At 54.6% G+C, this 23,182-nt stretch carries 21 protein-coding genes and 3 pseudogenes; 11 read left to right on the top strand and 13 right to left on the bottom strand.

Annotated features, from left to right (window positions below):
• Positions 1-340: 340 nt before the first annotated feature.
• On the top strand, positions 341-1,141 hold the full coding sequence (locus RHM68_RS03085) for a GNAT family N-acetyltransferase (protein ID WP_322220487.1): 801 nt from the start codon (positions 341-343) through the stop codon (positions 1,139-1,141).
• Positions 1,142-1,278: 137 nt separating this feature from the next.
• Here the strand turns inward: RHM68_RS03085 and RHM68_RS03080 are convergent, their stop codons facing one another.
• The 3 genes from RHM68_RS03080 to RHM68_RS03070 all read right to left on the bottom strand — a co-directional run bounded on the left by RHM68_RS03080 (position 1,279) and on the right by RHM68_RS03070 (position 3,788).
• The gene (locus RHM68_RS03080; RefSeq protein ID WP_322220486.1) at positions 1,279-1,635 is read right to left on the bottom strand and encodes a hypothetical protein; all 357 of its coding nucleotides are present in this window, start codon (positions 1,633-1,635) and stop codon (positions 1,279-1,281) included.
• A gap of 571 nt (positions 1,636-2,206) precedes the next feature.
• On the bottom strand, positions 2,207-2,653 hold the full coding sequence (locus tag RHM68_RS03075; protein WP_122347962.1) for a hypothetical protein: 447 nt from the start codon (positions 2,651-2,653) through the stop codon (positions 2,207-2,209).
• Positions 2,643-3,788: a hypothetical protein gene (locus RHM68_RS03070; RefSeq protein ID WP_322220485.1), complete on the bottom strand. Its 1,146-nt coding sequence runs from the start codon at positions 3,786-3,788 to the stop codon at positions 2,643-2,645. Before RHM68_RS03070 ends, RHM68_RS03075 begins: the two co-directional genes overlap by 11 nt.
• A 349-nt stretch (positions 3,789-4,137) precedes the next feature.
• Between RHM68_RS03070 and RHM68_RS03065 the strand changes: the two are divergent.
• Positions 4,138-4,389 (top strand): annotated as a pseudogene (locus RHM68_RS03065) (S24 family peptidase); the annotation flags it as partial.
• A gap of 629 nt (positions 4,390-5,018) precedes the next feature.
• Here RHM68_RS03065 and RHM68_RS03060 read toward each other — a convergent pair.
• The 3 genes from RHM68_RS03060 to RHM68_RS03050 form a co-directional block, all read right to left on the bottom strand.
• Complete coding sequence (locus RHM68_RS03060) at positions 5,019-5,402, bottom strand: hypothetical protein (RefSeq protein ID WP_322220484.1); 384 nt, start codon at positions 5,400-5,402, stop codon at positions 5,019-5,021.
• A 111-nt stretch (positions 5,403-5,513) separates the two neighbouring features.
• Positions 5,514-5,936, bottom strand: a complete 423-nt coding sequence (locus RHM68_RS03055) for a hypothetical protein (protein ID WP_322220483.1) — start codon at positions 5,934-5,936, stop codon at positions 5,514-5,516.
• Positions 5,937-5,976: 40 nt separating this feature from the next.
• Entirely contained in the window at positions 5,977-6,375 is a 399-nt protein-coding gene (locus RHM68_RS03050) for a DUF6957 family protein (protein WP_322220482.1), read from the bottom strand.
• A 231-nt stretch (positions 6,376-6,606) separates the two neighbouring features.
• Here RHM68_RS03050 and RHM68_RS03045 point away from each other — a divergent pair, with 231 nt between their 5' ends.
• Entirely contained in the window at positions 6,607-7,089 is a 483-nt protein-coding gene (locus RHM68_RS03045; protein ID WP_322220481.1) for a helix-turn-helix domain-containing protein, read from the top strand.
• A gap of 72 nt (positions 7,090-7,161) precedes the next feature.
• Here the strand turns inward: RHM68_RS03045 and RHM68_RS03040 are convergent, their stop codons facing one another.
• The 3 genes and pseudogenes from RHM68_RS03040 to RHM68_RS03030 all read right to left on the bottom strand — a co-directional run bounded on the left by RHM68_RS03040 (position 7,162) and on the right by RHM68_RS03030 (position 9,725).
• Entirely contained in the window at positions 7,162-8,406 is a 1,245-nt protein-coding gene (locus RHM68_RS03040; RefSeq protein WP_322220480.1) for a hypothetical protein, read from the bottom strand.
• A gap of 42 nt (positions 8,407-8,448) precedes the next feature.
• A pseudogene (locus RHM68_RS03035) lies at positions 8,449-8,590 on the bottom strand (ATP-dependent helicase C-terminal domain-containing protein); the annotation flags it as partial.
• Between the two features lie 214 nt (positions 8,591-8,804).
• Entirely contained in the window at positions 8,805-9,725 is a 921-nt protein-coding gene (locus RHM68_RS03030; protein ID WP_322220479.1) for a DUF808 domain-containing protein, read from the bottom strand.
• 427 nt (positions 9,726-10,152) lie between these two features.
• Between RHM68_RS03030 and RHM68_RS03025 the strand changes: the two genes are divergently transcribed.
• Together RHM68_RS03025 and RHM68_RS03020 are read left to right on the top strand one after the other, a co-directional pair.
• Positions 10,153-12,072 (top strand): ATP-dependent nuclease, encoded by a 1,920-nt coding sequence (locus RHM68_RS03025; RefSeq protein ID WP_322220478.1) that lies wholly within the window; start codon positions 10,153-10,155, stop codon positions 12,070-12,072.
• Positions 12,069-13,745, top strand: a complete 1,677-nt coding sequence (locus RHM68_RS03020; RefSeq protein ID WP_322220477.1) for an ATP-dependent helicase — start codon at positions 12,069-12,071, stop codon at positions 13,743-13,745. The genes RHM68_RS03025 and RHM68_RS03020 overlap by 4 nt, the downstream gene beginning before the upstream one ends.
• A gap of 344 nt (positions 13,746-14,089) precedes the next feature.
• On the opposite strand, the pseudogene RHM68_RS03015 reads toward RHM68_RS03020, so the two are convergent.
• Positions 14,090-14,413: pseudogene (locus tag RHM68_RS03015) on the bottom strand (calcium:proton antiporter); the annotation flags it as partial.
• Between the two features lie 307 nt (positions 14,414-14,720).
• Here RHM68_RS03015 and RHM68_RS03010 point away from each other — a divergent pair.
• From RHM68_RS03010 to RHM68_RS03000, 3 genes are all read left to right on the top strand, one after another.
• Positions 14,721-15,803, top strand: coding sequence for a BMP family ABC transporter substrate-binding protein (locus RHM68_RS03010; protein ID WP_322220476.1), 1,083 nt, complete (start codon positions 14,721-14,723; stop codon positions 15,801-15,803).
• 59 nt (positions 15,804-15,862) lie between these two features.
• On the top strand, positions 15,863-16,828 hold the full coding sequence (locus RHM68_RS03005) for a 2-oxoglutarate and iron-dependent oxygenase domain-containing protein (protein WP_322220475.1): 966 nt from the start codon (positions 15,863-15,865) through the stop codon (positions 16,826-16,828).
• 82 nt (positions 16,829-16,910) lie between these two features.
• A complete protein-coding gene (locus RHM68_RS03000; RefSeq protein ID WP_322220474.1) occupies positions 16,911-17,864 on the top strand; it encodes an adenosine deaminase in 954 nt (317 codons plus the stop codon).
• 46 nt (positions 17,865-17,910) lie between these two features.
• Here RHM68_RS03000 and RHM68_RS02995 read toward each other — a convergent pair whose 3' ends face one another.
• The 3 genes from RHM68_RS02995 to RHM68_RS02985 form a co-directional block, all read right to left on the bottom strand.
• Complete coding sequence (locus RHM68_RS02995; RefSeq protein WP_322220473.1) at positions 17,911-19,290, bottom strand: MFS transporter; 1,380 nt, start codon at positions 19,288-19,290, stop codon at positions 17,911-17,913.
• Between the two features lie 125 nt (positions 19,291-19,415).
• Positions 19,416-20,150 (bottom strand): helix-turn-helix transcriptional regulator, encoded by a 735-nt coding sequence (locus RHM68_RS02990; RefSeq protein WP_322220472.1) that lies wholly within the window; start codon positions 20,148-20,150, stop codon positions 19,416-19,418.
• 315 nt (positions 20,151-20,465) lie between these two features.
• Entirely contained in the window at positions 20,466-21,395 is a 930-nt protein-coding gene (locus RHM68_RS02985; RefSeq protein ID WP_322220471.1) for a LysR family transcriptional regulator, read from the bottom strand.
• A 118-nt stretch (positions 21,396-21,513) separates the two neighbouring features.
• Between RHM68_RS02985 and RHM68_RS02980 the strand changes: the two genes are divergently transcribed.
• From RHM68_RS02980 to RHM68_RS02970, 3 genes are all read left to right on the top strand, one after another.
• Positions 21,514-21,807, top strand: coding sequence for a putative quinol monooxygenase (locus RHM68_RS02980; RefSeq protein ID WP_322220470.1), 294 nt, complete (start codon positions 21,514-21,516; stop codon positions 21,805-21,807).
• A 34-nt stretch (positions 21,808-21,841) separates the two neighbouring features.
• Positions 21,842-22,855, top strand: coding sequence for a zinc-binding alcohol dehydrogenase family protein (locus tag RHM68_RS02975; protein ID WP_322220469.1), 1,014 nt, complete (start codon positions 21,842-21,844; stop codon positions 22,853-22,855).
• 150 nt (positions 22,856-23,005) lie between these two features.
• Complete coding sequence (locus tag RHM68_RS02970; RefSeq protein WP_322220468.1) at positions 23,006-23,176, top strand: hypothetical protein; 171 nt, start codon at positions 23,006-23,008, stop codon at positions 23,174-23,176.
• The last annotated feature ends 6 nt before the right edge of the window (positions 23,177-23,182 follow it).

Here is a 23,182-nt window from a genome sequence, read left to right as displayed (position 1 = left end):
TAGCTTGATCAAGATGAGCCCGAAATCGCGCTTGTGGCCACGAGCCATTGAAGGCCCTCTGTAGGGATCTATAGGCAGTGGCCGTCGTTAGTGCCAGAGCGGAAGGGTTCAGATAGCTGCCGGAGGCTTCTAACCAGAACCAATTATCCATGAACGTCCGAAGACTCGAATGCGATCATCGGCGACAGGCTGCTTCTGGCCGATTTTTGCCTTTCGTGAAGGACTGCAATCGCCTCGAGGCTGACGGTGAAGTCGACCCGGTTACTGGTACGTACCTGGACGTAAGTGTATCGTTCGAGGGGCTTTAGCTCCCTTGGAATCTTAAAAGAGGACAACGTACATGGATGTTAAGCAGGCTCATGAGATTGAGGCCGCAGAATGCGAGTATTTGCGTTCACGTGTTGAGAGCTTGGCAGGGATAAGTGGAAATCCTTATGGCGCACGTGTTTTTTTCAACGGAGACGCTCCGTGTTTTCAAGTGGAGGCATCACCTAGCCCAATGTTCAACCGCATCTACGGTGACATCTCCCATGATCCACATGCCGTGTTGAAGTTGCTCAGGGATTCAGCGGAGCACTCGTCTGTAACCCCTATTATCGGAAAACCTTCTGCGTTGGAGCAGTACGCTCTTGTGGGCGAAGCACGGCTTGAGCGCTTGAGGGGGTGGACTCACTTGCAATTCGCTTGTGCCATCGAGAATGTGGTCTTGAGTCGCCACTCATTCGAAATCGAGGAAGTCACGTCAAAAACTCTTGCTCTGTTTGCTGAAGTGCATGCGGGTGGTTTTCATACCAAACCAAAGCACCGACTGCTGAATCAAGCTTCGTTTGCAGGGCTGACGGCAAATGGGAGTCTGAAAATCTACGTCCTGAAAGCTGGTGGGGACGTCGTGGCAGGAGCCTCAATGTATTTAGCCAGCAATGGCATTGCCTACCTTGGAACCGCTGCCACCCAAAAGGAAGCGCGAGGCTATGGCTACCATGGAGCACTGATAACTCACCGAATAGAGCAAGCAAAGAAGCATGCTTGCCACTTGATCGCCGCGACCGCGCTGGCCAGCTCCCAAAGTCGCCGAAATCTGCAACGTGCCGGGTTAACGGCATCCCATGCCCAAGCACTGTACCGTCTGGTAGATAACTGAGATAAACGGCTGGCTACGACCGTCCGCTGTTGGCCGATTTCTGCGTGTCGCGATGGGCAGAAAACGACCCACAGGTGTCAGCAACCAGAGTCAGAGCGAAGGCCGGGGCTCGCGTCGTATAGCCATCGCGTTCCTGGCTACCACACCAAGATGGGAAATATATCGCGCCGCGTACTCACGACATAAGACTCCAATCCATTTTTCTCAGGATGGATTTTCAAGATCATTTGCGTACTGAAGGTGATGGTGAAAATCCCAAAACTATCAATTGAAAAAGCTTCTACATCGTGGTTTAGAAAGTCGAAAAGTAAAGGGCTTGTGGCAGCATCTTCACCATGCCCCCACTTGCATACCCTATTGATATCACAAGCGAATGGGCACTGAATTAACACGCTAGCCATATCGCCAAAAAGCAGGATCTGCGAACCGATCCCGACAGTTACACCTGTTAGCGCGGAAGGAATCATTTCGGCCAAATCTGAATCATTTATCATCGTGCCGTGCTCTTTTCATACAGGTGGTTGTTGAAGAAGCATATGCCTGAATCGGCTCTCATTTAGTAGGCAGATCATATATCCATTTGTTAGCGCCGCCACCCAGGCTGACCGTCCGATTTTGGCGGAAGCGGCTTGGGTGACGTCAGCTTTTGGCCAAAAACGGTACCTGGATGAATGACTGCTTCTGGCCGTTCTCTGCCGATCATGGTCTCAAAGTATGCCTGTCAAATCCGGTGCAATCGGTGGTCAGTACGATGCAAATGACTGGTCAGGTCGAATGCATATGGGTGGGCAAGTGGAGTGCAATTTCCCAGTAGCGCGAGGCGAGGCAGTATCACGATTTTTTAACGCCGTTGGTGTTCCCGGCCAATCCGGCCACCCTTGTCACACCACCCGATGTATTGACATCCTATTGCAGCCTTAGGCTAAGGACAGAAATCGGCCAAAATTGGCCGCTCGGCAGTCATCCCTCGTGCGCACGTTTTTATTCCCCCCCGGCCAGAGCGTACTGGCCAGGAAGCATTCCACATCGACTTCTTGGCGAAACCTAGCTGCATGCGCTGTTATCTCAAAGCTTTCTCGGCCCGCGAGGATCCAACGAAATTATATTTGACGCAGGCAACTGCCGCTCAAGCTCAGCGATACGGTCATACAGCTCAATGATTTTCGTATCCGCTTCGCTCAATAAACTTGCGAGTTGGTCGCGCTGCCGGGCTACTTCCTCAATCCGATCACGCAGGGCGCGGCTTTTCTGGCGGGCGAGAAGATTTACCTGGTTCAACGAAGGAGGTCGCTCCTCCGCATGTTGTTCCACGTAGGTTTTTATCTCAGCGATGAGACTCGGGAAACGAGATTTCTTAAGCGCCGACGGATCGCTCCCGGCTTCTTTGGCCACGTTGTTCTGAGTGACCGGTGTCCCCTTCGGTAGAAGCTGTGGCCTATTGAGTTTCAGGCGCTCAAAAGCATCACGATATTGATCAGCCGCGCTGCGGCGAGCAGGGAGTTCAACGTCCATTTGCGCTCCCTACGACACGACGAAAGCTTGCTACGCTTCGCTTTTGAGCCATCAAAGATTCCATTAGCGGACTTCCATCCTGAGCAGTAGCAAGCCGCTCTTCGAGTACGTGTTCAAGATCATCTACCGCGCCCAATCGTTCTGAGTCATACAGCACATCAGGGCAAGGTTTTGCATCCACTGAATCACCGCCCCCGCAATGGGCAATGTTGTCAATTCCGCCGTACGGACAAGGCTTGCGACTCGAACAAACGCCAAGAATGATCGGGCGACAGGCAACCGCGCCTTTCTTTGCCAAACCAATCATCTTCTTCGCATCCTCTGGCGAAATCAGCCGAACGATCTCAGCCTTTCGTTTGTCTCCATGGGGGCTGACAAAACGCTCACTCGTAAGCTGCTGTAACTCTCTTCCAAGCGTCTCGTACATTGTGCGAACGTACAGAGTGTGAGCCTTCTCCTCTAGACGCATCCGCGAGTGATTTTGTCCGTAGTAAAGGCTCATCGCTCGTGTGACGTGCTTGAGCTGGTACTGAAGCGACGCATCACTTACGAGCCCGGAAGCTTGCATGTTTACTGCCCCAGTTCTACGCAACTGATGCCACGCCAACGGCCATACAGCGCCCACTTGATACTCCTCCGGCAGTGAAGGGGTAGCTAGCCGGGCCAATTTCAAATCCTCAGGCGTGATACGCAAATTTTCTAAGTCAAAGAGCTTCCCGTGCTGGCCCAAAAGGTCGGAATATGACTGAATGCTCGGCCTCAGTGAATGATTACCTTTATTGCGCAACGAACTCCAGGGCTCGTAAGAAAAATCGGTCAAGTAACGCCCGGCGAGAACTCTCGCGGCTTCGTGAGGTGCGTATAGTGAGCGAAACAGAGAAATAACCTCCATCGCCTTCACGGCGACTGTCACAGATGGGGATGTGACCCAAACGGCGTCGCTATCAGAGAGCGTTTTTGTCGTCTGCCCACGTAACAAAAAAATGTCACCGAAGCTCTTGTCGTGCTCGATGTCAAGGCACCCGGCTCGAAGATTCCATGCCTCCTCGACCCGCATGAGACTGAAGTTAAGGATGTAAGCTAATCCCGCGCCGTTGACCAGTCTCAGATAGCTAGTCAGCGCTGTTGCTTGCAAGCCGCCACTTCGACCCACCCAACGTTCAAGTAGCTCAAAGATGCCGAAGCGTTTCGCGGTATCTGCAAACGCGCCGAGAATACGAAGCCCCGTTTTAGCGCCTGATAAATGATTTTTGTGGCCGCTAAAAGGCTGGGCGTTTACGCACGCCGTTCTCTCCGAAACTCTCTGGTTATGTTCGTAAGCCGCGAAGCAGAACCGGTAACAAGCTTCAACCTGTTCTCGATGGGATAGGAAATCATCAAGGCACTCTCGCAGCCTAGTAACTTGATAGCGCCAAATACGTGGAGGGATGTACGGTGTTTGAGCTGTGTGGTGAGTTGGAAAAAGCGCGGCCAGACGGGTTCAGCTTCCGTTTTATTCCTACCGCGTTCCTGCAGGCTTTCCGTCGCCTGCGGCAGATCATCTCGAGCAAAAGGTTTCGTTGGACGAGCTCTTGGATTTGCGGGCTCCCCACATGTACCTCGTTCGCATCGAAGGCGATAGCATGATCGGCGCCGGTATATTTCCGGGAGACCTGGCCATTGTGGACAGATCCATGGAAGCGGCAGGAATACTTGCCAGCGAATTACGCCACTTTCCACGCGTATGCGAACGGATCCCTGCCTTTCTTCATACCTCAAGAAAAACCGAGTTTCTGACGTTAATGCATGAGCTTTACGCGTCCAGGGATGCTGTAGGGTTTACGTTGCTGGACTCAGGCTCCCTAACGCCGCTGCTGGAAAGCGGCCCAAGGATGGTGACCATAATACAAATCGCCGAAATACTGTATGTTCGTACAGTAAACAGCCGAATCGGGTTTGCGGTCAAACGAAGACTCATCGCAAGCGACAAAGGGGTGAGCTACCGAAGACGAACAGTTAAGAATACAAATCCACCAGACACAAAAAAGCCCCAGTGAAGGGGCTTCCAAAATAACCGGGCTACGATCTTCGCTGACGCTCTGGGTGTAAGCAGCCAATCAGGAGCGGAAACATTAACACAGCAAAACTACTGTACATCCATCCACAACAAATCGCAACAGATATCTTGCGTCATCGTGTGGTACCGGAGGGCACATCTTGAGGCAAGGCTTTATACAGCCGTATCCCTGATCAACCTGAATTACTGACACTGCATCTCAGGACGCGCTGACCCGACTGCTATTTATGATCACCTGTAAATCGAACTCGCTTCTTTGGATAAAAGACAACTCGCCTTCAACCACACCTCTATCAAGCTTACGGCTGCCTACTGCAAGACAGGCGGCGTGTAGATGTAGCGGCCCTGCGTAGCTCGCAGGAATATCTTCAGACTTGCCCTGCCAACCCCTCGCTTGAAGGATGCCAAGACGTAACGAGAGTTCATCGTGGTGATCACCCAAAACTTTCCCTCTTTTCTCGCAGAGCAAATTTCAGACGTTCGCACAAAATGGCCGTCCGCGAACCGCCCAAGCTCGTCGCGTTGCTTGTGTCCAAAGACCACGCCAATCGCTGAAGAAGAAGAAATGAAAACATCGCTTAGATAAGCTGTGATGGGCTCCTCGAACGACTGAGCATCTGCTTGGACTATGCGCTTAAGATGAAAATCCGTAAGGCGCTTACTGTGCAGCTCAACAGTAGTCGTGTTCAGCATTTGTAGCTCCTGATGCATGATTGCTGATTCGTAACATGCTTTTTGTGCAGTAACACGGCTCTTGTTACTGTGGAAAAATCGCGGTACGTGTTTTGGTGCGACTGCATTTGTTCAGTAAATTCTTCGGAGGCCAGTCAGGGCACCGACGTCGAAATTCCGGTCGTGAGTGTCGGAGTAGACCTCGCCGCCTTCGACTTGGACGAGACATACCACGACGTCATTTTTGTCGAAGCCAACAGAGACTGACGTCAGCTTTTCCATTTTCCAGCTCAGACTTTTATTCATCCATGGGGGACTGACTACCTGCACGTCGTTGACGATTAACTCCTGGCTTTGGTTCATGAGGAGACCATTGAGTCTGACTTCGTCATTGATCAGGTGAACGAGGGTGATGAGGCGCCCCTCGTGAAACTCCTGAACGTTCACGTGATACCAGTGCATTGCAAGAACGCGCGACACTGAATTCCAGTGGGTAAGGCCTTCGCCAAACATCTCGGGGATTCCGGCCATCTCTGTGTTCTGGGTTCTGAACATTTCATGTCTCGACTCAAGCCAACGCCTGCGCAGTGGCTTGTCAAAAGAAAGAAAAAATCGTTTTTAGGTTGGCTTGTTTCTCGTGGCCAGGGCCCATGAGGACGTAGATTGTGTTCTTGGTTTCAAACATCACGCCGTCGTCAAAAGAGACGCACATGCTGCTGCGCACCCAGTCGCCGGGTTGGAAGCGTTGTCTGCTGTCTTCGATGACTTTGTGGGCAAAAACAAAAAGGGGGATGTGGCCGGCGTCAGCGACTTTGGAGAGCTCATCGTCATTCAGGTCGACGCGGAAGATAGTCCATTCCTCAACCAGGCAATGAGCCTTGTTTGGGAAACGTATTTGAACAGCGTCAATCAGAAATTTCGAAGTATTGGCGGTTCCTTCTCTGGCGTGTCCCGCCCCACTGAGGAGCCCAGAGCCCATAGAAACCTGTTCCATCCCAATCCCTATCCCGTCAATTTTCAGATAATGTTGCAGGCGCTTTCCGATGCTTCGAAAAGCGCCGGTAGAAAGCTTCCAGCAGAAGCGCCTGATTCATGGCTCCATAAAGGGCACCAACGGTAACCCGAGCTGGGAGGCACACCTGCATCCTGAATCCCACCACAGGGACTATATTCCATGGATTGGGATTGATCAATATGGCTCTATCCTCAGCTTTGAGGATTCGTCATGCCATTGAGAGATTCGCTGGCAGCCGTTCTTCGGCTAGTCCGGTCTGCGCGTGGTCTTTCGAAGGATGACTTCCATGGCCAGCTTGATCCGAAGCACGTCTATAACCTCGAGAATGCAAAGACCAGCGTGACCCTCGAAACACTCCAAATTCTCGCCTCAACCCTGAAGGTCGATCCGCTAGCGCTCCTCACGCTGGCAGCGAGCCTAGACAGAAAGCAGACGCACGATGAACTGCTCGAGCACCTAAGCAAGGAAGTCAGGATGTTGAGCGACCTCGGTGTTGTCGCTGATTGGCCAAGTCAATTCGAAAATGGCGCCCTGTTATCAATGCGTGCAGGTACGCGGACTCCACCCGAAAAAATAGAAGCGGTGCTCATCTGTCGTGCGCGGGGCATGACTCAAAAACAGACCGCCACTGAACTGGGCATTCCGTCCTCGACGGTCAATCGTATTTGGAATCGGAAGGAAGAGAGTAAATGATAGGGACGTCGCCTAAACTCTGGAACTCCTAGAAATTGTGAAATGCAGGATGTTCACTGCTTCAGGCGTGACTTAGCGCAAGCTACTCCCTTCCTGCCAGCAATCTCTCAATAGCTTCGAAAATTCAATCAAGCTCCACTGCTTCACGGAGTGGGTAGTGTAATCAGCCGTGAAAATAATCGGCATGGGTACAGGCGGCTCAGGCACATCGATACCTAGCTTGACGAATGAACCAGAAGATCCGTAAAGCTTCATCGTCATTCCTAATGCGTACTTTCCATCAGGTAGATACATGCCGGAAATGAAGAACACATGATGCCCTGCAGGAACACGATCAAAGATGAACTTGACCTGACCTGCTTCATCACCGGGCGTCATTTGCAGTTCGGGCCTCCCGGTCATAACTGACTTCTTGATCTCATCAAAAGCTGGATGTCGTAGGTAATCCGGCCCCGCAACAAACGCCAGTATATTCAGCCCAATCTTCGTCATAACTCTATCCATCATCCCAACGGATATAGTCATACCAACTGAAACCACGGGATTGGTGATGAGACTTTCCACCGTCGTGGAAAAGTCTATTTGCTCAATAGCTTTCCTGAAAAAGATAAGCGCAGCTTGGGGAGCCATTTCGCAAGCAACCCTCAGTCCGACACTCTTGGTGCCAGTTTGAAAAAGACGAGCAAGGTATGGACTGGGCTCATCACCACTCTGTTCCATTCTCTCAAACCAGATACCCCCAACGGGTGGCTTTGCCGCGATTTCAGCCTCCCCGGCTTCAACATATTCACCATCAGCCCAAACCCAACGAGCAAGCTCGAAAGTGGATTTGACTTCGCCGACAAGCTTGCGGATCAACACAATAGGTTCATTGAAAAGGCGCCTGGCCACCTCAACGAACTCTTGGAGCTCTAAACCCGTATCAGAGTTACTCTCGAAGGCGCTTTGGCCCACCATAGTCAATTGCGGAATTAATATAGGCTTAGCGTTTTGGCCGAATTCAAAATCAAGAGGGCGTCCGCTCTCTGAAATCATCGCTTTGCTTTTCGCCTGAAGCTTCGGCAGGTTGGTACTTTTTCCTCTCTTGCGCCCCAACGGCTGCATGAAAATTCGACCAATCGCCAACGGCGAGCTCCGAAGCACTTCTAGCTCTAGAGGAGAAAAAATTTCTGTATTGCAGGTTCTACAAACACAATTTTTCAAAACGAAGCGATTGTCGTCTCCTCCCATTCCCGCGCTGATGACATGTTCATCCGAAAATGGCCCTGAACTACCACAGTAAAGACACGAGTGATTAGGAATAGTCATTAAGGTCATGCGGCTCACTCCAATTACAGTCGATAAAGACCCGGCAGCGCCCTACGGTTTACAAGGTTTGGCCAGGGCGGTAGGCTCGGCGATCAATGGGTCGTCAGGAAAAATGTTTTGGATAACGCCCCCGCAGATCCTTCCTCACGCTCAAATAAGTGTTCCTTCAAAAGCTGGCTAAGTCCTGAGTTACTTACATAGCACGGCGAGCATGCAAAGCGAGCAGGTCTTGCAGTAATGGAAACTGCTCAGAAACACAGCCGTTCGAAATCGGCGATTCGCAGACACCTTGAAAATTGGATCGCACGAATGTTAGTCGCGCCCATATGAGAGCGGCCATACTCAATTCGGGTCAATTGTGGGACGGCCTGTAGCTTCTTATAGGAGATCGCGGGCCTGCGTTGCTCCTACTGTGCAGCTCTACCGGATATTGCCGTAACGCCTTTTACAATCATGACCGCCGCCAGGCCTACAGCGGCACCGACTACGCAATGGATACCGAGAGTCATAGCTGTTTCCCAGCCCCCACTCCCATGCGTGAATTGGTCAATGAAATTTTTGAGGGGCGCGATGCCATCTGCAACGAACGCTCCGCCGACTAAAAACATCGCGATAGTGCCGATCCAGGACAAAGCCTTCATCAATACGGGAGCTGCAGATAGAAGTACCGCTCCTAGGTTACGAAGGATCGATCCCCAAGAGCCTTGTGCTTTTGAGTTTGATAAAACGAGACCCGCATCATCCATACGGACAATGCCAGCAACCAAGCCGTAGACTCCAATGGTCATCACTATCGCAATGAGTGCCAACGTCAGGATCTGCTGGAGCATTGGTGCCTCGGCGACGATGTTTAGAGTGATGACAATGATTTCAGCGCTCAGGATAAAATCTGTACGAATGGCGCCGCTTACCTTGCGCTTCTCAAACGCAGCCAACTCTTCGGGCGTCTTTGACTTGGTCTGCTTTTTCACGACCTTTCCGTCGGTACGATCACAAGACAGCTTCTCTTTTATTGCCTCGAATCCTTCGTAACACAGGTAAGCGCCACCGGCCATAAGCAACCAATGAACTGCTCCGGGTAGCAACGCGTTTAGGATCAATGCGCAGGGAACCAAGATTGCCTTGTTCCTCATTGAACCCTTAAACACTGCCCATACAACGGGTAGCTCCCGGTCAGCCTTCATGCCAGTGACCTGCTCCGCATTAACAGCCAGGTCATCGCTGAGGACGCTCGCCGATTTCTTCGCTGCGACTTTGCTCATTAGGGAGATGTCGTCTAGCAGTGTGGCTATGTCATCCAATAGTGCAAACAGGCTGCTACCGGCCATCCGAACCTCCTTCCGCTTTCATTCGCCTGCCCTGCCATCCCACGCACGAAAGGCCAGGCCAGCGCCCTGCATAGTTGACTCTGCAGCAGGCTTGGAATTGCCCTGTCGTATCGAACGTCGCCATGGGATTACAAAAATCATTTCACTAGACCATTGGCACACCATGCCGTTCATCCAGTGACGCAGTGGACATCCACGTAGCGGAGTGCGTTCAGAGTTGATTCAACCCTTCACGCCTGTCGCGCGGGCCAAATTTTGATGCCTGGCGCAAGCTTCAAATAATCGCAATTGAATGCTGGCCTACTACCATCCTGCAGATCAATACGCCTATTCTACGTCACCGATCTCCGAGCCATTCGGCTGTCGGCGACGCTAACCAAGTCAGCAGACACGGGGCGTACACATCCTGGACGATGGACGGTGAGCAATGAAGCTGCACAGTATTCGGCTATGTAATTTTCAGTCCTTTGGCGATGGCCCTACAGCAATCACATTCGAAGATGTCACCTACCTGATCGGCCCCAATGGCTCCGGAAAGACAGCTGTCCTTCAAGCGCTTTGTAGATTGTTTGCCTTTGATCCGAGCCTGCGACGAATCAAGCGGTCTGACTTCCATGTACCTGCTGATGAAGACTTGGTACCAGAGGAACGGAACCTGTGGCTAGAAGCAGATTTCGAGTTCCCTGAACTGATGGAAGATGAAGACAACTCCACAGTCGCTCCACATTTCGCTCATATGCGGCTGGACTCAACTGACGGCATACCTCGCGTTAGGTATCGACTCAGTGCAACCATGGGGATTGAAGGGGACATCGAAGAGACCCTCGTTTATGTCCTCGACGTTGATAAAGATGCCAGCCCATTGTCGACCGCCGTAGTCACTCGGGCTCATCGCAACACCATTCAAATGCATTATCTCCCCGCCAGACGTGATCCTGCCGACCACATCACCTACGGTGCTAATGCCTTGCTCGGTCGCTTGTTACGGGCGGTGAATTGGGAGGATGACCGCGAGCGGATCAAAGGGCTCACCGATCAGATCAGTGAATGCCTGTCAGGAAACCAGTCCGTAAGTGCATTCAGTGAAAGCTTGAATATCATGTGGAAGCGGCTCCACAGAGGAAGCTTTTTCACCGACCCCAAGCTCACCTTCGTAACGTCCGAAATTGAATCCCTTCTTAGGCACATGTCGGTCTCTTTCTCGCCGGGGCACGACGAAAATCTCGTCGACTTCTCTCGATTGAGCGATGGGCAAAAGTCAATGCTGTATCTTTCACTTGTTTTGTCCTCTCATGCTATCGGGCGTGCAGTCCTTACCGGGAATGAGAAATCATTCGACGCAGATAAACTGAAGCCACCTTCATTCACTCTGATAGCAGTGGAGGAGCCAGAAAACAGCCTCTCACCTCATTATCTTGGCCGCATCGTGAATGCCCTCAATAGCTCAATTGGCGGCGCTGACTCCCAAGCAATAATTGCAACACACGCCCCCTCCATGCTCCGCCGTGTGGCTCCCGAAAACATCCGCTATCTACGCTTGACTGCAAGCCGTGCAACCAAGGTTACATGCATCGCGTTACCTGATAAGGAGGATGAAGCTCATAAGTTCGTCCGAGAGGCTGTTCAGGCTTTTCCAGAAGTCTATTTCTCCAGGCTTGTGGTGCTAGGCGAAGGAGATAGTGAAGAGATTGTCCTTCCGAGGATCCTGCAAGCGAAAGGTGCGCCGGTTGATGAGTCGGCGGTGACTATCGCGCCACTGGGAGGTCGTCACGTTAATCATTTCTGGCGGTTACTGTCCGCGCTGGAGACGCCCTATGTGACCCTGCTTGATCTCGACGTCGCACGACATCAAGGTGGGTGGGGGCGCATCAGCAACGTCAATAATCAGCTAGCTAAGTTTTCTCCAGCAAAAATACTTCCCAGCTGGGATATCGCCAAGTGGAATGGTGATCTACCAGTTAGAACTCACCATTGGTTTGACAACGGTAAAATCAGCGTATTTGCCGAGCTTGAGAAGCGCGACGTTTTCTTCTCCGAACCTATGGATTTGGACTTCGCAATGATGAAGTCCTATCCAGAAGCATATGGTATTGAGCGGAGCGATCCTGACGAATCAACGCTTAAGGCTGTACTTGGGAAAAGCCATTATAACGCCGCACAGTACGATGCAACTGAACAGCAGATGTTTGGCACCTACCACTCCAAGTTCAAATTAGGTAGCAAGCCGGCAGCACACATTTCCGCCCTTGCAAAGCTAACGGACGAAGACCTGCTAAAGAATCTTCCTCCATCACTCAACCGTTTGGCCGATGCAATCATTGCGGCGCTGGAGGACATTCCAGAATGATTAGTGAGCACGCATGGAAAGTCGCCGATGGTTTGACCTTGGAAACAAACGCACTTCTTGCTGTGAAAGAACTCGGAAAGTCGCTTGCGCTCACCGCTGGCCCAGGCGCTGGCAAAACGGAGGTTCTTGCCCAGCGTGCAGACTTTTTGTTACGTACCGGAAACTGTCGATACCCCAGGCGAATACTCGCGATATCTTTCAAGGTCGATGCGAGCAAAAACCTCAAGGATCGGATTCGTCGCAGGTGCGGCCTTGATCTGGCTGCGCGCTTCGACAGCTACACGTTTCATGGCTTCGCCAAACGCATCATTGACAGGTTTAGACCGGTGCTCACAGGCAAGGATTCTCTAGAGCCCAACTACTCAATAGGCAACGAACAAATCCCAGGCAAACAAATTAAGTTCGCGCAGCTCATACCGCTCGCCACGAAGATTTTGAGCGACTCAAAGATTGCGCGGAACGCGATTTGTCAGACTTACGCTGATGTATTCCTCGATGAATTTCAGGACTGCACCACTGAACAGTACGGGCTTCTGAAGCTCGTCTTCATGAACAAGCCAATTCGATTAACCGCAGTCGGTGACACCAAACAGAAAATCATGGGCTGGGCAGGAGCACTGGATGGCATATTTATAGAGTATGCGAAGGACTTCGACGCCCGGCCACTCAATCTATATCGAAACTTCCGATCCAAGCCTCGCCTGTTGCGGATGCAGAACGAAATCATTCGAACGCTTGATCCTGCTGCGGTGATGGCCGATGACCTGATCATTGGAAACGATGGCGAACTCCTCGCCCGAAACTACGACACCAATCACAGCGAAGCCGCCGCGTTGGCCAAGCTCATCCAACAGTGGATAGATGTAGAGAAAATCCCCCTCCAAGAAATAGCGATTCTGTTTCCCAGGCAGATAGACCTCTATGGCGCCCCTCTCATGGAGCAACTGGCGGCCAAGGGAATTCCCTATCGCAACGAGCATGAGTCCCAGGATCTGGTTAACGAGCCAGCCGCTCGCCTAATTATTGACTATTTGTCATGCCTGTATCGCGAGCGAGAGCCAAAGGCGTGGATCAGTTTGATGGAGCAACTGGTTTCGTTTAATGACGAAGACGGTGAATCTGAGCTCCAGAGAAACTTCGAGCGTCTCTATCTGGCCCAGCTCAAGGAAGTAAAAAAATTATCCCGATCTGACGCCCCTTTTGCAGGATGGTGGGATCTAACGATGACGTTCCTAAAGAACGTCGGCCTACCCGTGCTGACCACACTTTCTTCTGACTATGAAGCAAAAGCCAGATTGAACGAGGTGATCAAAAATACAAGACAGCAGATTGAAAAATTGCTTGAGCAACAACCTGACTTACTAAAAGCACTTGATCTGTTCTCCAACGATCAAGCAGTTCGGTTTCTCACGATTCATAAAAGCAAGGGATTAGAATTCCACTCTGTAATCATGATCGGTATTGAGACTCAGACATTTTGGGGTAATGCTCAAGAGGAGCGCTGCGGTTTCTTTGTAGGTGTTTCTCGCGCCAAGGAGCGGTTGATGATCACGACGTGCGACATACGCCATCGGCCAGCCTCAAACCCTCCGAGATGGAACGAGCATCGCACTCCCCATGCAGAATTCGTCACCTACGTAACTCCGTTTCTCTCCATTTCGCCAAATGCCTGATGCATAGCGGTAGTCGCTGAGGTTGCTAGAGCTCGGGAGCAAGGACGTTCCCTGGATGGCATGTTTATCCCAAAGGTTTCACACAAGATCGCGGCACACTGACCAAGCAAAATTTTCTGGCTTCCGGGGTATGCCATTGATCGTGGTGTGTCAGGAAGACCAAGGCAAGAGCACTCCCAATCAAGAGCGGGCTTTAAAGCTAGGAGCAGGAGCAGGAGCAGGAGCAGGAGCAGGAGCAGGAGCAGGAGCAGGAGCAGGAGCAGGAGCAGGAGCAGGAGCAGGAGCAGGAGCAGGAGCAGGTCAAAGCCTAAGGGCTTTGACACCAAAGAGGTGTGTGTCTAGAAAATCACTGCCGAATAAATCGTGTCACGCACCAACGTCGCAGAGGCTTCGTTGCTCATCATGATCGCCAGAATCACCACCTCCACCAGCACGGCCGCCAGGGTCAGGATCATCGTGCCGTAAGGATCACCCACTTTTTCGGCGAGCAGTTCAGCGTGATGGGCCACGCGCATGGAAGCGGCGACGATAAACGCGATCAGTCCCAACCCGCCGATCAACGCGACACCTTGGCCACTGTTCAGCAGCCAGTGTTCCAGCGGGTAAGCAACCACGGCGGCGATCAAGGCCAGTAGCAGAAACATTTCTTGCTTAAGGAGTGTGAGCATCGCGGGCCTTTTGCACAGTTGAGCGAAATCAGAGTGATGAGCTACTGACTACGGTGCAGCGCTAACGTTTCGTTACACCTTAGCGCACCAGTGGGTGGCACTTGTCGCAGGCCATGCACTTTTATCGGCCTCCAGCGCCGCTTTACGCGCAGGCTCGCTCCCACAGAGATCTGCGTGGTAGGAAGCTCAAATGTGGAAGTGAGCCTGCTCGCGAGGGCCGTGACTCGGCTTCGGCGGTTTTGTTGTCCTGTTGGTCAGTAATTTGCATTGACCCGAAAATCCTCAAAACAAAATGGAGTTCGAATTCATGCATAAACGTCCGTTGAAGAAGCTGCTGTGCGCCGTTGCGGCTGCTATCGGTTTGAGCGCAAGCCTGACTGCCAGCGCCACCGACCCGCTGAAAGTCGGCTTCGTCTATATCGGCCCGATCGGTGACCACGGCTGGACGTATCAGCATGAACAGGGGCGTAAGGCGCTCGCAGAAAAATTCGGCTCACAGATCACCACCAACTATGTGGAGAACGTTGCGGAAGGCGCCGACGCCGAACGGGTGATCCGCAACATGGCCAAGGACAAGTACGACCTGATCTTCACCACCTCTTTCGGCTACATGAACCCAACACTGAAAGTCGCCAAGCAATTTCCCAAGGTGACCTTCGAACACGCCACCGGTTACAAGCAGGACAAAAACCTTGGCACCTACCTGGCGCGCACGTATGAGGGACGCTACGTGGGTGGGTTCCTCGCGGCGAAGATGACCAAGACCAAGAAGATCGGCTACGTCGCCTCGTTCCCGATCCCGGAAGTGATCCGCGACATCAACGCGATTCAACTGGCCTTGAACAAATACAACCCCGGCACCGAGATCAAGGTGGTGTGGGTCAACTCCTGGTTCGATCCGGGCAAGGAAGCCGACGCCGCCAACGCCCTGATCGATCAAGGCGTGGACGTGGTGTTCCAGCACACCGACAGCCCGGCGCCGATCCAGGCGGCTGAACGTCGCGGTGTATATGCCGTGGGCTATGCGTCGGACATGGCGCACTTCGGGCCGAAAGCGGTGCTGACCTCGATCGTCAACGACTGGGCACCGCATTACATTCAGGCGACCCAAAGCGTGCTCGATCACACTTGGAAATCCGAGGATTACTGGGGCGGATTGAAAGAAGGCACTGTTGAGCTACCGATCAGCGACCTGGTGCCAGCCCCGGTGAAAGCCGAGGCCGAGCAGATCATTGCCGACATCAAGAGCGGCGCGTTCAAACCGTTTACCGGGCCGATCAAGGATCAGGCTGGCGTCGAGAAAATCCCGGCGGGCGTGAGCGCGACGAACACGGAACTGGCGTCGATGAACTATTACGTCGAAGGCATGAAGGCCGACATACCGAAGTAATTCCTTCTGCTGCTCGTTCCCTCGCTCCGCGTGGGAACGAGCATTAAAGAGAACTGCGCATGAACCAACTCCCGATCATCGACATCGCCCCGCTTTACACCGACGACGAGCCAGCCTGGCAAACCGTCGCGACCCAGATCGACCGTGCCTGCCGCGACTGGGGCTTTTTTTATATCAAGGGCCACCCGATAAGCGCAGCGCGCATCGATACGGTGCTCGACTTCACCCAGCGCTTCTTCGCCCTGCCCGCCGCTGAAAAACTCAAGATCGACATCACCCAAACCCAACACCACCGAGGCTATGGCGCCGTCGCCACCGAACAGCTGGACCCGAGCAAACCCAGCGACCTCAAAGAAACCTTCGACATGGGCCTGCATCTGCCGGCAGATCATCCCGACGTACTGGCGCAAAAACCGCTGCGTGGCCCCAACCGTCATCCATCGATGCTCGGCTGGGAAGCATTGATGGAACAGCACTACCTGGACATGCAAGCGCTGGCGCAAACACTGTTGCGCGCCATGACCCTGGCACTGGGCATCGAACGTGACTTCTTCGACACACGCTTTCACCAACCCGTCAGCGTGCTGCGCATGATTCACTACCCGCCGCGCCACACCGCCAGCTCAGCCGAGCAGCAAGGCGCCGGCGCCCACACCGATTACGGCTGCATCACGTTGCTGTATCAGGACACGGCCGGTGGCCTGCAAGTGCGCAACGTCAAAGGAGAATGGATTGACGCGCCGGCCATTGAAGGCACCTTCGTGGTCAACCTTGGCGACATGATGGCGCGCTGGAGCAACGACCGTTACCTTTCGACGCCGCACCGAGTGATCAGCCCGTTGGGGATAGACCGATACTCGATGCCGTTCTTCGCCGAACCGCACCCCGACACCCTTATCGAATGCCTGCCCGGTTGTCAGGATGAAATGCACCCGGCGAAATATCCCGCCACCACCTGCGCCGAGTTCCTGCTCTCTCGCTTCGCCGACACATACGCTTACCGGCGGGAACCGCCAGCGGCGTGATGGATCGGTTGGTCAGGTTTTACCAATTGTTGCAGTGAGCATCTGTAGAATGCACGCCATCTGCACCTGATGAGAAACGACTATGTACGACTGGCTGAACGCCCTGCCCAAGGCAGAACTGCACCTGCACCTGGAAGGCTCGCTGGAGCCTGAGTTGCTGTTCGCCCTGGCTGAACGCAACAAGATCGCCCTGCCGTGGGACGACGTCGAAACCCTGCGCAAGGCCTACGCCTTCAACAACCTGCAAGAGTTTCTCGACCTTTACTACCAGGGCGCCGACGTGTTGCGTACCTCTCAGGATTTCTACGACCTGACCTGGGCCTACCTGTTGCGTTGCAAAGCGCAGAACGTGATTCACACCGAACCGTTCTTCGACCCGCAGACACACACTGACCGTGGCATCCCGTTCGAAGTAGTGCTCAACGGCATCACCGCTGCGCTCAAAGATGGCGAGCAGCAGTTGGGCATCACCAGCGGTTTGATCCTCAGCTTCCTGCGTCACTTAAGCGAAGAGGACGCGCAGAAAACCCTCGACCAGGCCTTGCCGTTCCGCGATGCGTTTGTCGCTGTCGGCCTGGACAGTTCGGAGATGGGTCACCCGCCGAGCAAGTTCCAGCGCGTATTCGACCGTGCCCGTCACGAAGGCTTCCTGACCGTCGCCCACGCCGGTGAAGAAGGCCCGCCTGAGTACATCTGGGAAGCCATCGACTTGCTGAAAATCCAGCGCATCGACCATGGCGTGCGCGCCATCGAAGACGAGCGCTTGATGCAGCGAATCATCGACGAACAAATCCCATTGACCGTGTGCCCGTTGTCGAACACCAAGCTCTGCGTGTTTGATCACATGTCCCAGCACAACATTCTCGACATGCTGGAGCGTGGCGTGAAAGTGACCGTGAACTCCGATGACCCGGCGTACTTCGGCGGCTATGTCACCGAGAACTTCCACGCGCTGTATGCCGACCTGGGCATGACTCAGGATCAGGCCAAGCGTTTGGCGCAGAACAGCCTGGATGCGCGGTTGGTCAAACCGTAAATTCACTGACGATCTATTGCGGGAGCGAGTAGACTCGCTCGCGCATTTAGATCGTCGTGGCTTCAGTCAGCTCCTCAAGCGTCTTGCCTCGCGTCTCCATTCCGAACACCCACACCACCACTGCCGCAATCGCAAAGCACATCGCCCCCAAGGCAAATACCCCTCCCTGCCCGGTTATCGGGAACACCAGACCGGTCACCAATGGACCGAGCAACGACCCCACGCGACCTATCGCCGAGGCAAACCCCGAACCCGTGGCCCGCGCCGACGTCGGGTACAACTCCGGGGTATAGGTGTAAAGCACCGCCCACATGCCAAACAGGAAGAACTGCATCAACAGCCCCGAGGTAATCAACAGGCTGACGTTGCCACCAAACACGGCGCTCTGGCCGTAAAGAAACGCCATCAGCCCGCCGCCCAGCAGCGTCACGACGCACACCGGTTTTCGCCCCCAACGCTCCACCAGCCAAGCGGCCATAAGGAACCCTGGAATCCCGCCGAGAGAAATCAGCACCGTGTAATACACCGACTGCGTCACGGCGAACCCCGACTGTTGCAGCAGCGCACTGAGCCATGAGGTGAGGCCATAGAAGCCGAGCAAGGCGAAGAACCATACGCTCCAGATCATCATCGTGCGCTGGCGATACTGCGGCGACCAAATTTGTCGTAACGCGGAAAAGAAGCTACCGGGCGCGCTCGCCACCCGTGGCAACCGAACCGGCTCCGGCAAGTCAGAGCGTCCCAGCGAGACCCGGACCCGCTCTTCAATGCGCAGCAACACCTTATCCGCCGCCGCATGATGCCCAGCCTGTTCAAGCCAACGCGGGGACTCGGGAATAAAGAAGCGAATGGCCAAGACAAACACTGCCGGCACCGCCAACACCAGAAAGATGTCTCGCCAGCCGATCACCGGTAACAGGAAATATGAGAGCACGCCGGCCGCCACAAACCCCAGCGGCCAGAAACCATCCATCAATGCGATGTAGCGCCCACGGCCCTTGGCCGGAATCAACTCCGAGAGCATCGACTGAGCAATCGGAAACTCCATGCCCATGCCGATTCCCAACAGGATGCGAAACAACGTCAGGGTTTCCACCGTCTGCGCCGTGGAGCACAGATAACTGGCGATGCCCCACAACACGATGCTCCACTGAAACACTGGTTTGCGCCCAAAGCGGTCGGCGAGCAAGCCTGACAATGACGCCCCGACCACCATGCCGAAGAAACTCGAACTGGCGAGCAATCCGGCCTGAGCGGTGCTGAGGCCGAACTCGGTTTTGATTGAGCCGAGCAGGAACGTCATCATCGCCAAATCCATGGAGTCGAATAAAAACGCCAGGGCAATGATGATAAAAATGATCCGGTGATAGCTGCTGATGGGCAGCCTTTCCAGTCGCTCTGCCGCGCTGAAGCCACGTATATCCATGCCGCCCCCCACCCGAAAGTCCCCGGACCGAGTGTGCGCGATAGCGGTTGGCGGTTATTGCTGAATACGACCTGCCCGAAACCCTGAGCGACGTGCCACAGCTCAAACATCGCCGGTGCGGGCGTCTACAACGCCATTTCTGGCTCTGTCTGCTTGGCGAAACGCTCAACTTCGCGCTGCCCGGCGGCGGTGATCTGCAAGGCCCGCGAATCGTTGGGCAGGCTCAACCAACCCGATTGCATAAATAATTGCAACAACGCTGCTCCCAGGGCGCCGCCCAAGTGCGGGCGGCGCTCACTCCAGTCGGGGCAGGCGCACGCAGTTTGTGTATTGCGATGAGCCAGGGCCTGGATGAAAACACCCCGTTTGGCCAACTGCGTGGCGCCCTTGTACGTAACGACCACCCGCTGATCGAACTGCTCAATCCACGCAGCATCCAGCAGCCGCTGGAACAGATCGGCAGCCAAAGTACCGCCCAGATGGTCGTCGCAGAATCGCGCTCGCAGTAATGACGAAGGTGCCGCCTGGGGTTTGACCATCGGGGTTGCCCGTTTGAAAACCACCGGCATCTCCCGTGGCGCGCTCGCGATGGTAGCGCTGGCGAGTGCCTCTATTGCGGCACCGACCTCAGGGGCCGCCAGGCGGAAAAAGCGTTTGCGCCCGCGGGTTTCGACTTTCAAAAGACCTCCGGCGAACAAACGCCCCAGGTGTGCACTGGCCGAAGACGGCGACAGCCCTGCCAACAAGGCCAGTTCTTCGGTTTGCCGCGCCGAGCCATCCATCAAGGCCCACATCATTGCGCTGCGCTTTGGGTCAGCCAGCAACGTGGCGATTTGGCTGATGCAAGGTGCATGTTCCATCTATTCACTCCCTGTTGAATCATTTCGTCTACTGCTCAGAGACATCTTGACCAGTAACGTGTCGTCGGCCAAGACGCAAAAACCGCCATAAACCGGGCAAAGCAAGCCACTAACGCATCGTAATCCGCCGAGTAATAAGCGCCGCCCCTTACTGTCACCGGCCCTTGGACAGTTCGAGCGTGAAGAGGGTCGGGCCGGCTCGACGGTGCGGGCCTGAAGTGGCCGCTAGTATAAGCGGGTTAACCGCCGGTTCGTGCCTTCCGCACGCCTTGAATGGTGATAGTTCCTGACGGAAATTTCGCTTTTTGACTGCGACTAAAGACCGACTCCCGGCAACGTCGGAAATTGCCTACTCAATTGCGCGCATCGACTGACGAGCATCTCCCTTAAAAGGTTCACTGGCTTACTCAACTGAGCGCGATGGGCGCACAGTAAATTCAGCGGTGCGCGCTCGCAGAGCAACTCCGGCAACAGCACATGCAAACGACCGGCCAGCACATCTGCGGCCACGTCGAGCCAGGATTTGTACGCTATACCGGCGCCCGCCAACGCCCACAGGCGCACCACATCGGCGTCATCGCTGAAGCGATCGCCACTGACGGTCAGGCCGACTTCACGCTTGCCGTCATGGAAACTCCAATGATCGTGAACCCGACTGCCAAGCATGAACAGCAAGCAGTTGTGCTGCGTCAGTTGCTCCAGATGCCGCGGCACGCCCTGTCGCTCCAGATAACTCGGCGCAGCACACAAGACCCGCCGGTTGTGCGCAGCGATCGGTAGCGCCACCAGGCTTGAGTCTTCCGGCTCGCCATAGCGCAAGGCGATGTCCACCGGTTGCCGAAACAGGTCGGCGATACGATCACCCAACAATAAGCGGACGGTGAGTTTCGGATGCTCGCGCTGAAACTCATCCAGCCACGGCAACAATAGATTGCGCCCGAAGTCCGATGGCGCCGACAACTGCAATACTCCGCTGACCTGGTCCTGACCGCTGGCCAGCAACCTGCGCCCTTCGTCCAGATTGCTCAGGGCCGCCCGGGCATACGCCAGAAACCCCTCGCCTTCGGCGGTCAGGCGCAGGCTGCGAGTGGAGCGGGCCAACAGACGCGCACCGAGTTGTTGCTCAATACGCTTCAACGCCGCACTGGCTACCGCCGCCGACATGTCCATCACCCGTGCCGCCGCCGACAAACTGCCCAAGTCCGCCGCCCGAACAAACACCTGTAAGTCATCGAAACGCAGCATCCTCAGCCTCTATTATCAAAAAAATATTGAAAGAGACTGCTCTTTTAACGTCTTTTATCTCCTAGAGAAATAGCCAATCATCTGCCCCATCGAAATAACCGAGTGTCAGGAGTCGAACATGTCCCAGCCTTTTACCGCTATCGCCACCCTCATCGCCAAAGCCGGCCAGCAGGACGCCCTCGAACACCACCTGCGCGCGCTGCTGGTGCCGACACGTGCCGAGGCCGGTTGCGGTCAATACGACCTGCACCAAGACCTCGCCAATCCGCAGGCCTTCTACATGATTGAACACTGGAGCAGCGACGAGGCCCTGCAAGCCCACGATGCCAGCGCCCACATCCAGAACTTTCGCGCCCTGGCCGGTGAGTTGATCGAACACTTCGACCTCAAACGACTGCGCGCCCTGGCCTGATCCTTTCCCTTCCATTAATGCTCAGGAGCTGTCCATGAAAGCCATTGCCTACTACACCTCGCTGCCGATCACCGACGAAAGCGCCCTGCAAGACATCGAACTGCCAGAGCCGGTCGCCGGCCCCCGCGACCTGTTGGTGGAGGTCAAAGCCATCTCGGTCAACCCGGTGGACACCAAGGTCCGACAGAACGTCCAGCCAGAAGAAGGCGCCGCTAAAGTGTTGGGCTGGGATGTAGCCGGCGTGGTTAAGGCTGTCGGCAGCGACGTGACGCTGTTCAAGGTGGGTGATCAGGTGTTTTACGCCGGCTCCATCGCCCGTGCCGGCGGTAATAGTGAACGCCATGTAGTAGACGAACGGATTGTCGGCCATATGCCAAAGAGCCTCGGCTTTGCCGAAGCCGCCGCGCTACCGCTGACCGCGATCACTGCGTGGGAATTGCTCTTCGAACGCCTGAAAATACGCGAAGGGAAGGCCGATGAAGGCCAGAGCCTGCTCATTGTCGGTGCCGCCGGCGGCGTCGGTTCGATTCTCACGCAACTGGCCAGTCAACTCACCGGGCTGCACGTTATCGGCACGGCCTCCCGTGAGCAAACCCAGCGCTGGGTCCGCGAACTGGGGGCTGACCGGGTCATTGATCACAGCCAGCCACTGAGCGAAGAACTCAAACGCGCGGGCATTGATGCCGTGACTCACGTCGCCAGCCTGACCGAAACCGAGCAACACCTGGATCAACTGGTTGAAGCGTTAGCGCCTCAAGGAAAACTGGCACTGATCGACGATCCGAAGACGCTGGACGTGACCAAGCTAAAGCGTAAAAGCCTCTCGCTGCACTGGGAGTTCATGTACACCCGCTCGCTGTTCGAAACCGCCGACATGATCGAGCAACACAAACTGCTCAACCGCGTTGCAGAGCTGATCGATGCGGGCACACTGAAAACCACGGTGGGCGAACACTACGGGACGATCAATGCCACTAACCTGCGCCGCGCCCACGCGCTGTTGGAAAGCGGCAAGGCCAAAGGCAAGATCGTGCTGGAAGGGTTCTAAGGCGAATACACGACGGTGTCGTTCAGAAATGGACGACACCGTCAGTCAGAAGGTTGACCGTTGTCACAATGATGATCGTATTGAGGTCTACACTCGGAACCTCTGCGACACCACCTTGTACATGACGTCTTTTACAAGAGGAGATCAGCAATGAAGATCCTGATAAAAGAAGTGGCAACGTCCCAATGGCAAGTCCGCCTGGGCCAACACGCCGTAACGTTCCGCAGCGAAGCGGAAGCTCGCGCCTTCACCAGCACACTCGAAGCGCGGCTGCACGCCCCCCACCAGATTCCCGACCGCCAGCAGCGCGCTGCTGGCTGAGTTGAC

It is taken from the genome of Pseudomonas sp. DC1.2 (assembly GCF_034351645.1).
GTDB lineage: Bacteria > Pseudomonadota > Gammaproteobacteria > Pseudomonadales > Pseudomonadaceae > Aquipseudomonas.
The sequence above is the reverse complement of the archived record's forward strand: the minus strand, read 5'-3'. Positions and strand labels throughout refer to the sequence as shown.

What these genes read in the sequence shown, in the direction of transcription:
- RHM68_RS03085 (WP_322220487.1), top strand. Translation starts at nt 341, where the DNA reads ATGGATGTTAAGCAGGCTCATGAGATTGAGGCCGCAGAATGCGAGTAT.
- RHM68_RS03080 (WP_322220486.1), bottom strand. Translation starts at nt 1,635, where the DNA reads ATGATAAATGATTCAGATTTGGCCGAAATGATTCCTTCCGCGCTAACA.
- RHM68_RS03075 (WP_122347962.1), bottom strand. Translation starts at nt 2,653, where the DNA reads ATGGACGTTGAACTCCCTGCTCGCCGCAGCGCGGCTGATCAATATCGT.
- RHM68_RS03060 (WP_322220484.1), bottom strand. Translation starts at nt 5,402, where the DNA reads ATGCTGAACACGACTACTGTTGAGCTGCACAGTAAGCGCCTTACGGAT.
- RHM68_RS03055 (WP_322220483.1), bottom strand. Translation starts at nt 5,936, where the DNA reads ATGTTCAGAACCCAGAACACAGAGATGGCCGGAATCCCCGAGATGTTT.
- RHM68_RS03050 (WP_322220482.1), bottom strand. Translation starts at nt 6,375, where the DNA reads ATGGAACAGGTTTCTATGGGCTCTGGGCTCCTCAGTGGGGCGGGACAC.
- RHM68_RS03045 (WP_322220481.1), top strand. Translation starts at nt 6,607, where the DNA reads ATGCCATTGAGAGATTCGCTGGCAGCCGTTCTTCGGCTAGTCCGGTCT.
- RHM68_RS03040 (WP_322220480.1), bottom strand. Translation starts at nt 8,406, where the DNA reads ATGACCTTAATGACTATTCCTAATCACTCGTGTCTTTACTGTGGTAGT.
- RHM68_RS03030 (WP_322220479.1), bottom strand. Translation starts at nt 9,725, where the DNA reads ATGGCCGGTAGCAGCCTGTTTGCACTATTGGATGACATAGCCACACTG.
- RHM68_RS03025 (WP_322220478.1), top strand. Translation starts at nt 10,153, where the DNA reads ATGAAGCTGCACAGTATTCGGCTATGTAATTTTCAGTCCTTTGGCGAT.
- RHM68_RS03020 (WP_322220477.1), top strand. Translation starts at nt 12,069, where the DNA reads ATGATTAGTGAGCACGCATGGAAAGTCGCCGATGGTTTGACCTTGGAA.
- RHM68_RS03010 (WP_322220476.1), top strand. Translation starts at nt 14,721, where the DNA reads ATGCATAAACGTCCGTTGAAGAAGCTGCTGTGCGCCGTTGCGGCTGCT.
- RHM68_RS03005 (WP_322220475.1), top strand. Translation starts at nt 15,863, where the DNA reads ATGAACCAACTCCCGATCATCGACATCGCCCCGCTTTACACCGACGAC.
- RHM68_RS03000 (WP_322220474.1), top strand. Translation starts at nt 16,911, where the DNA reads ATGTACGACTGGCTGAACGCCCTGCCCAAGGCAGAACTGCACCTGCAC.
- RHM68_RS02995 (WP_322220473.1), bottom strand. Translation starts at nt 19,290, where the DNA reads ATGGATATACGTGGCTTCAGCGCGGCAGAGCGACTGGAAAGGCTGCCC.
- RHM68_RS02990 (WP_322220472.1), bottom strand. Translation starts at nt 20,150, where the DNA reads ATGGAACATGCACCTTGCATCAGCCAAATCGCCACGTTGCTGGCTGAC.
- RHM68_RS02985 (WP_322220471.1), bottom strand. Translation starts at nt 21,395, where the DNA reads ATGCTGCGTTTCGATGACTTACAGGTGTTTGTTCGGGCGGCGGACTTG.
- RHM68_RS02980 (WP_322220470.1), top strand. Translation starts at nt 21,514, where the DNA reads ATGTCCCAGCCTTTTACCGCTATCGCCACCCTCATCGCCAAAGCCGGC.
- RHM68_RS02975 (WP_322220469.1), top strand. Translation starts at nt 21,842, where the DNA reads ATGAAAGCCATTGCCTACTACACCTCGCTGCCGATCACCGACGAAAGC.
- RHM68_RS02970 (WP_322220468.1), top strand. Translation starts at nt 23,006, where the DNA reads ATGAAGATCCTGATAAAAGAAGTGGCAACGTCCCAATGGCAAGTCCGC.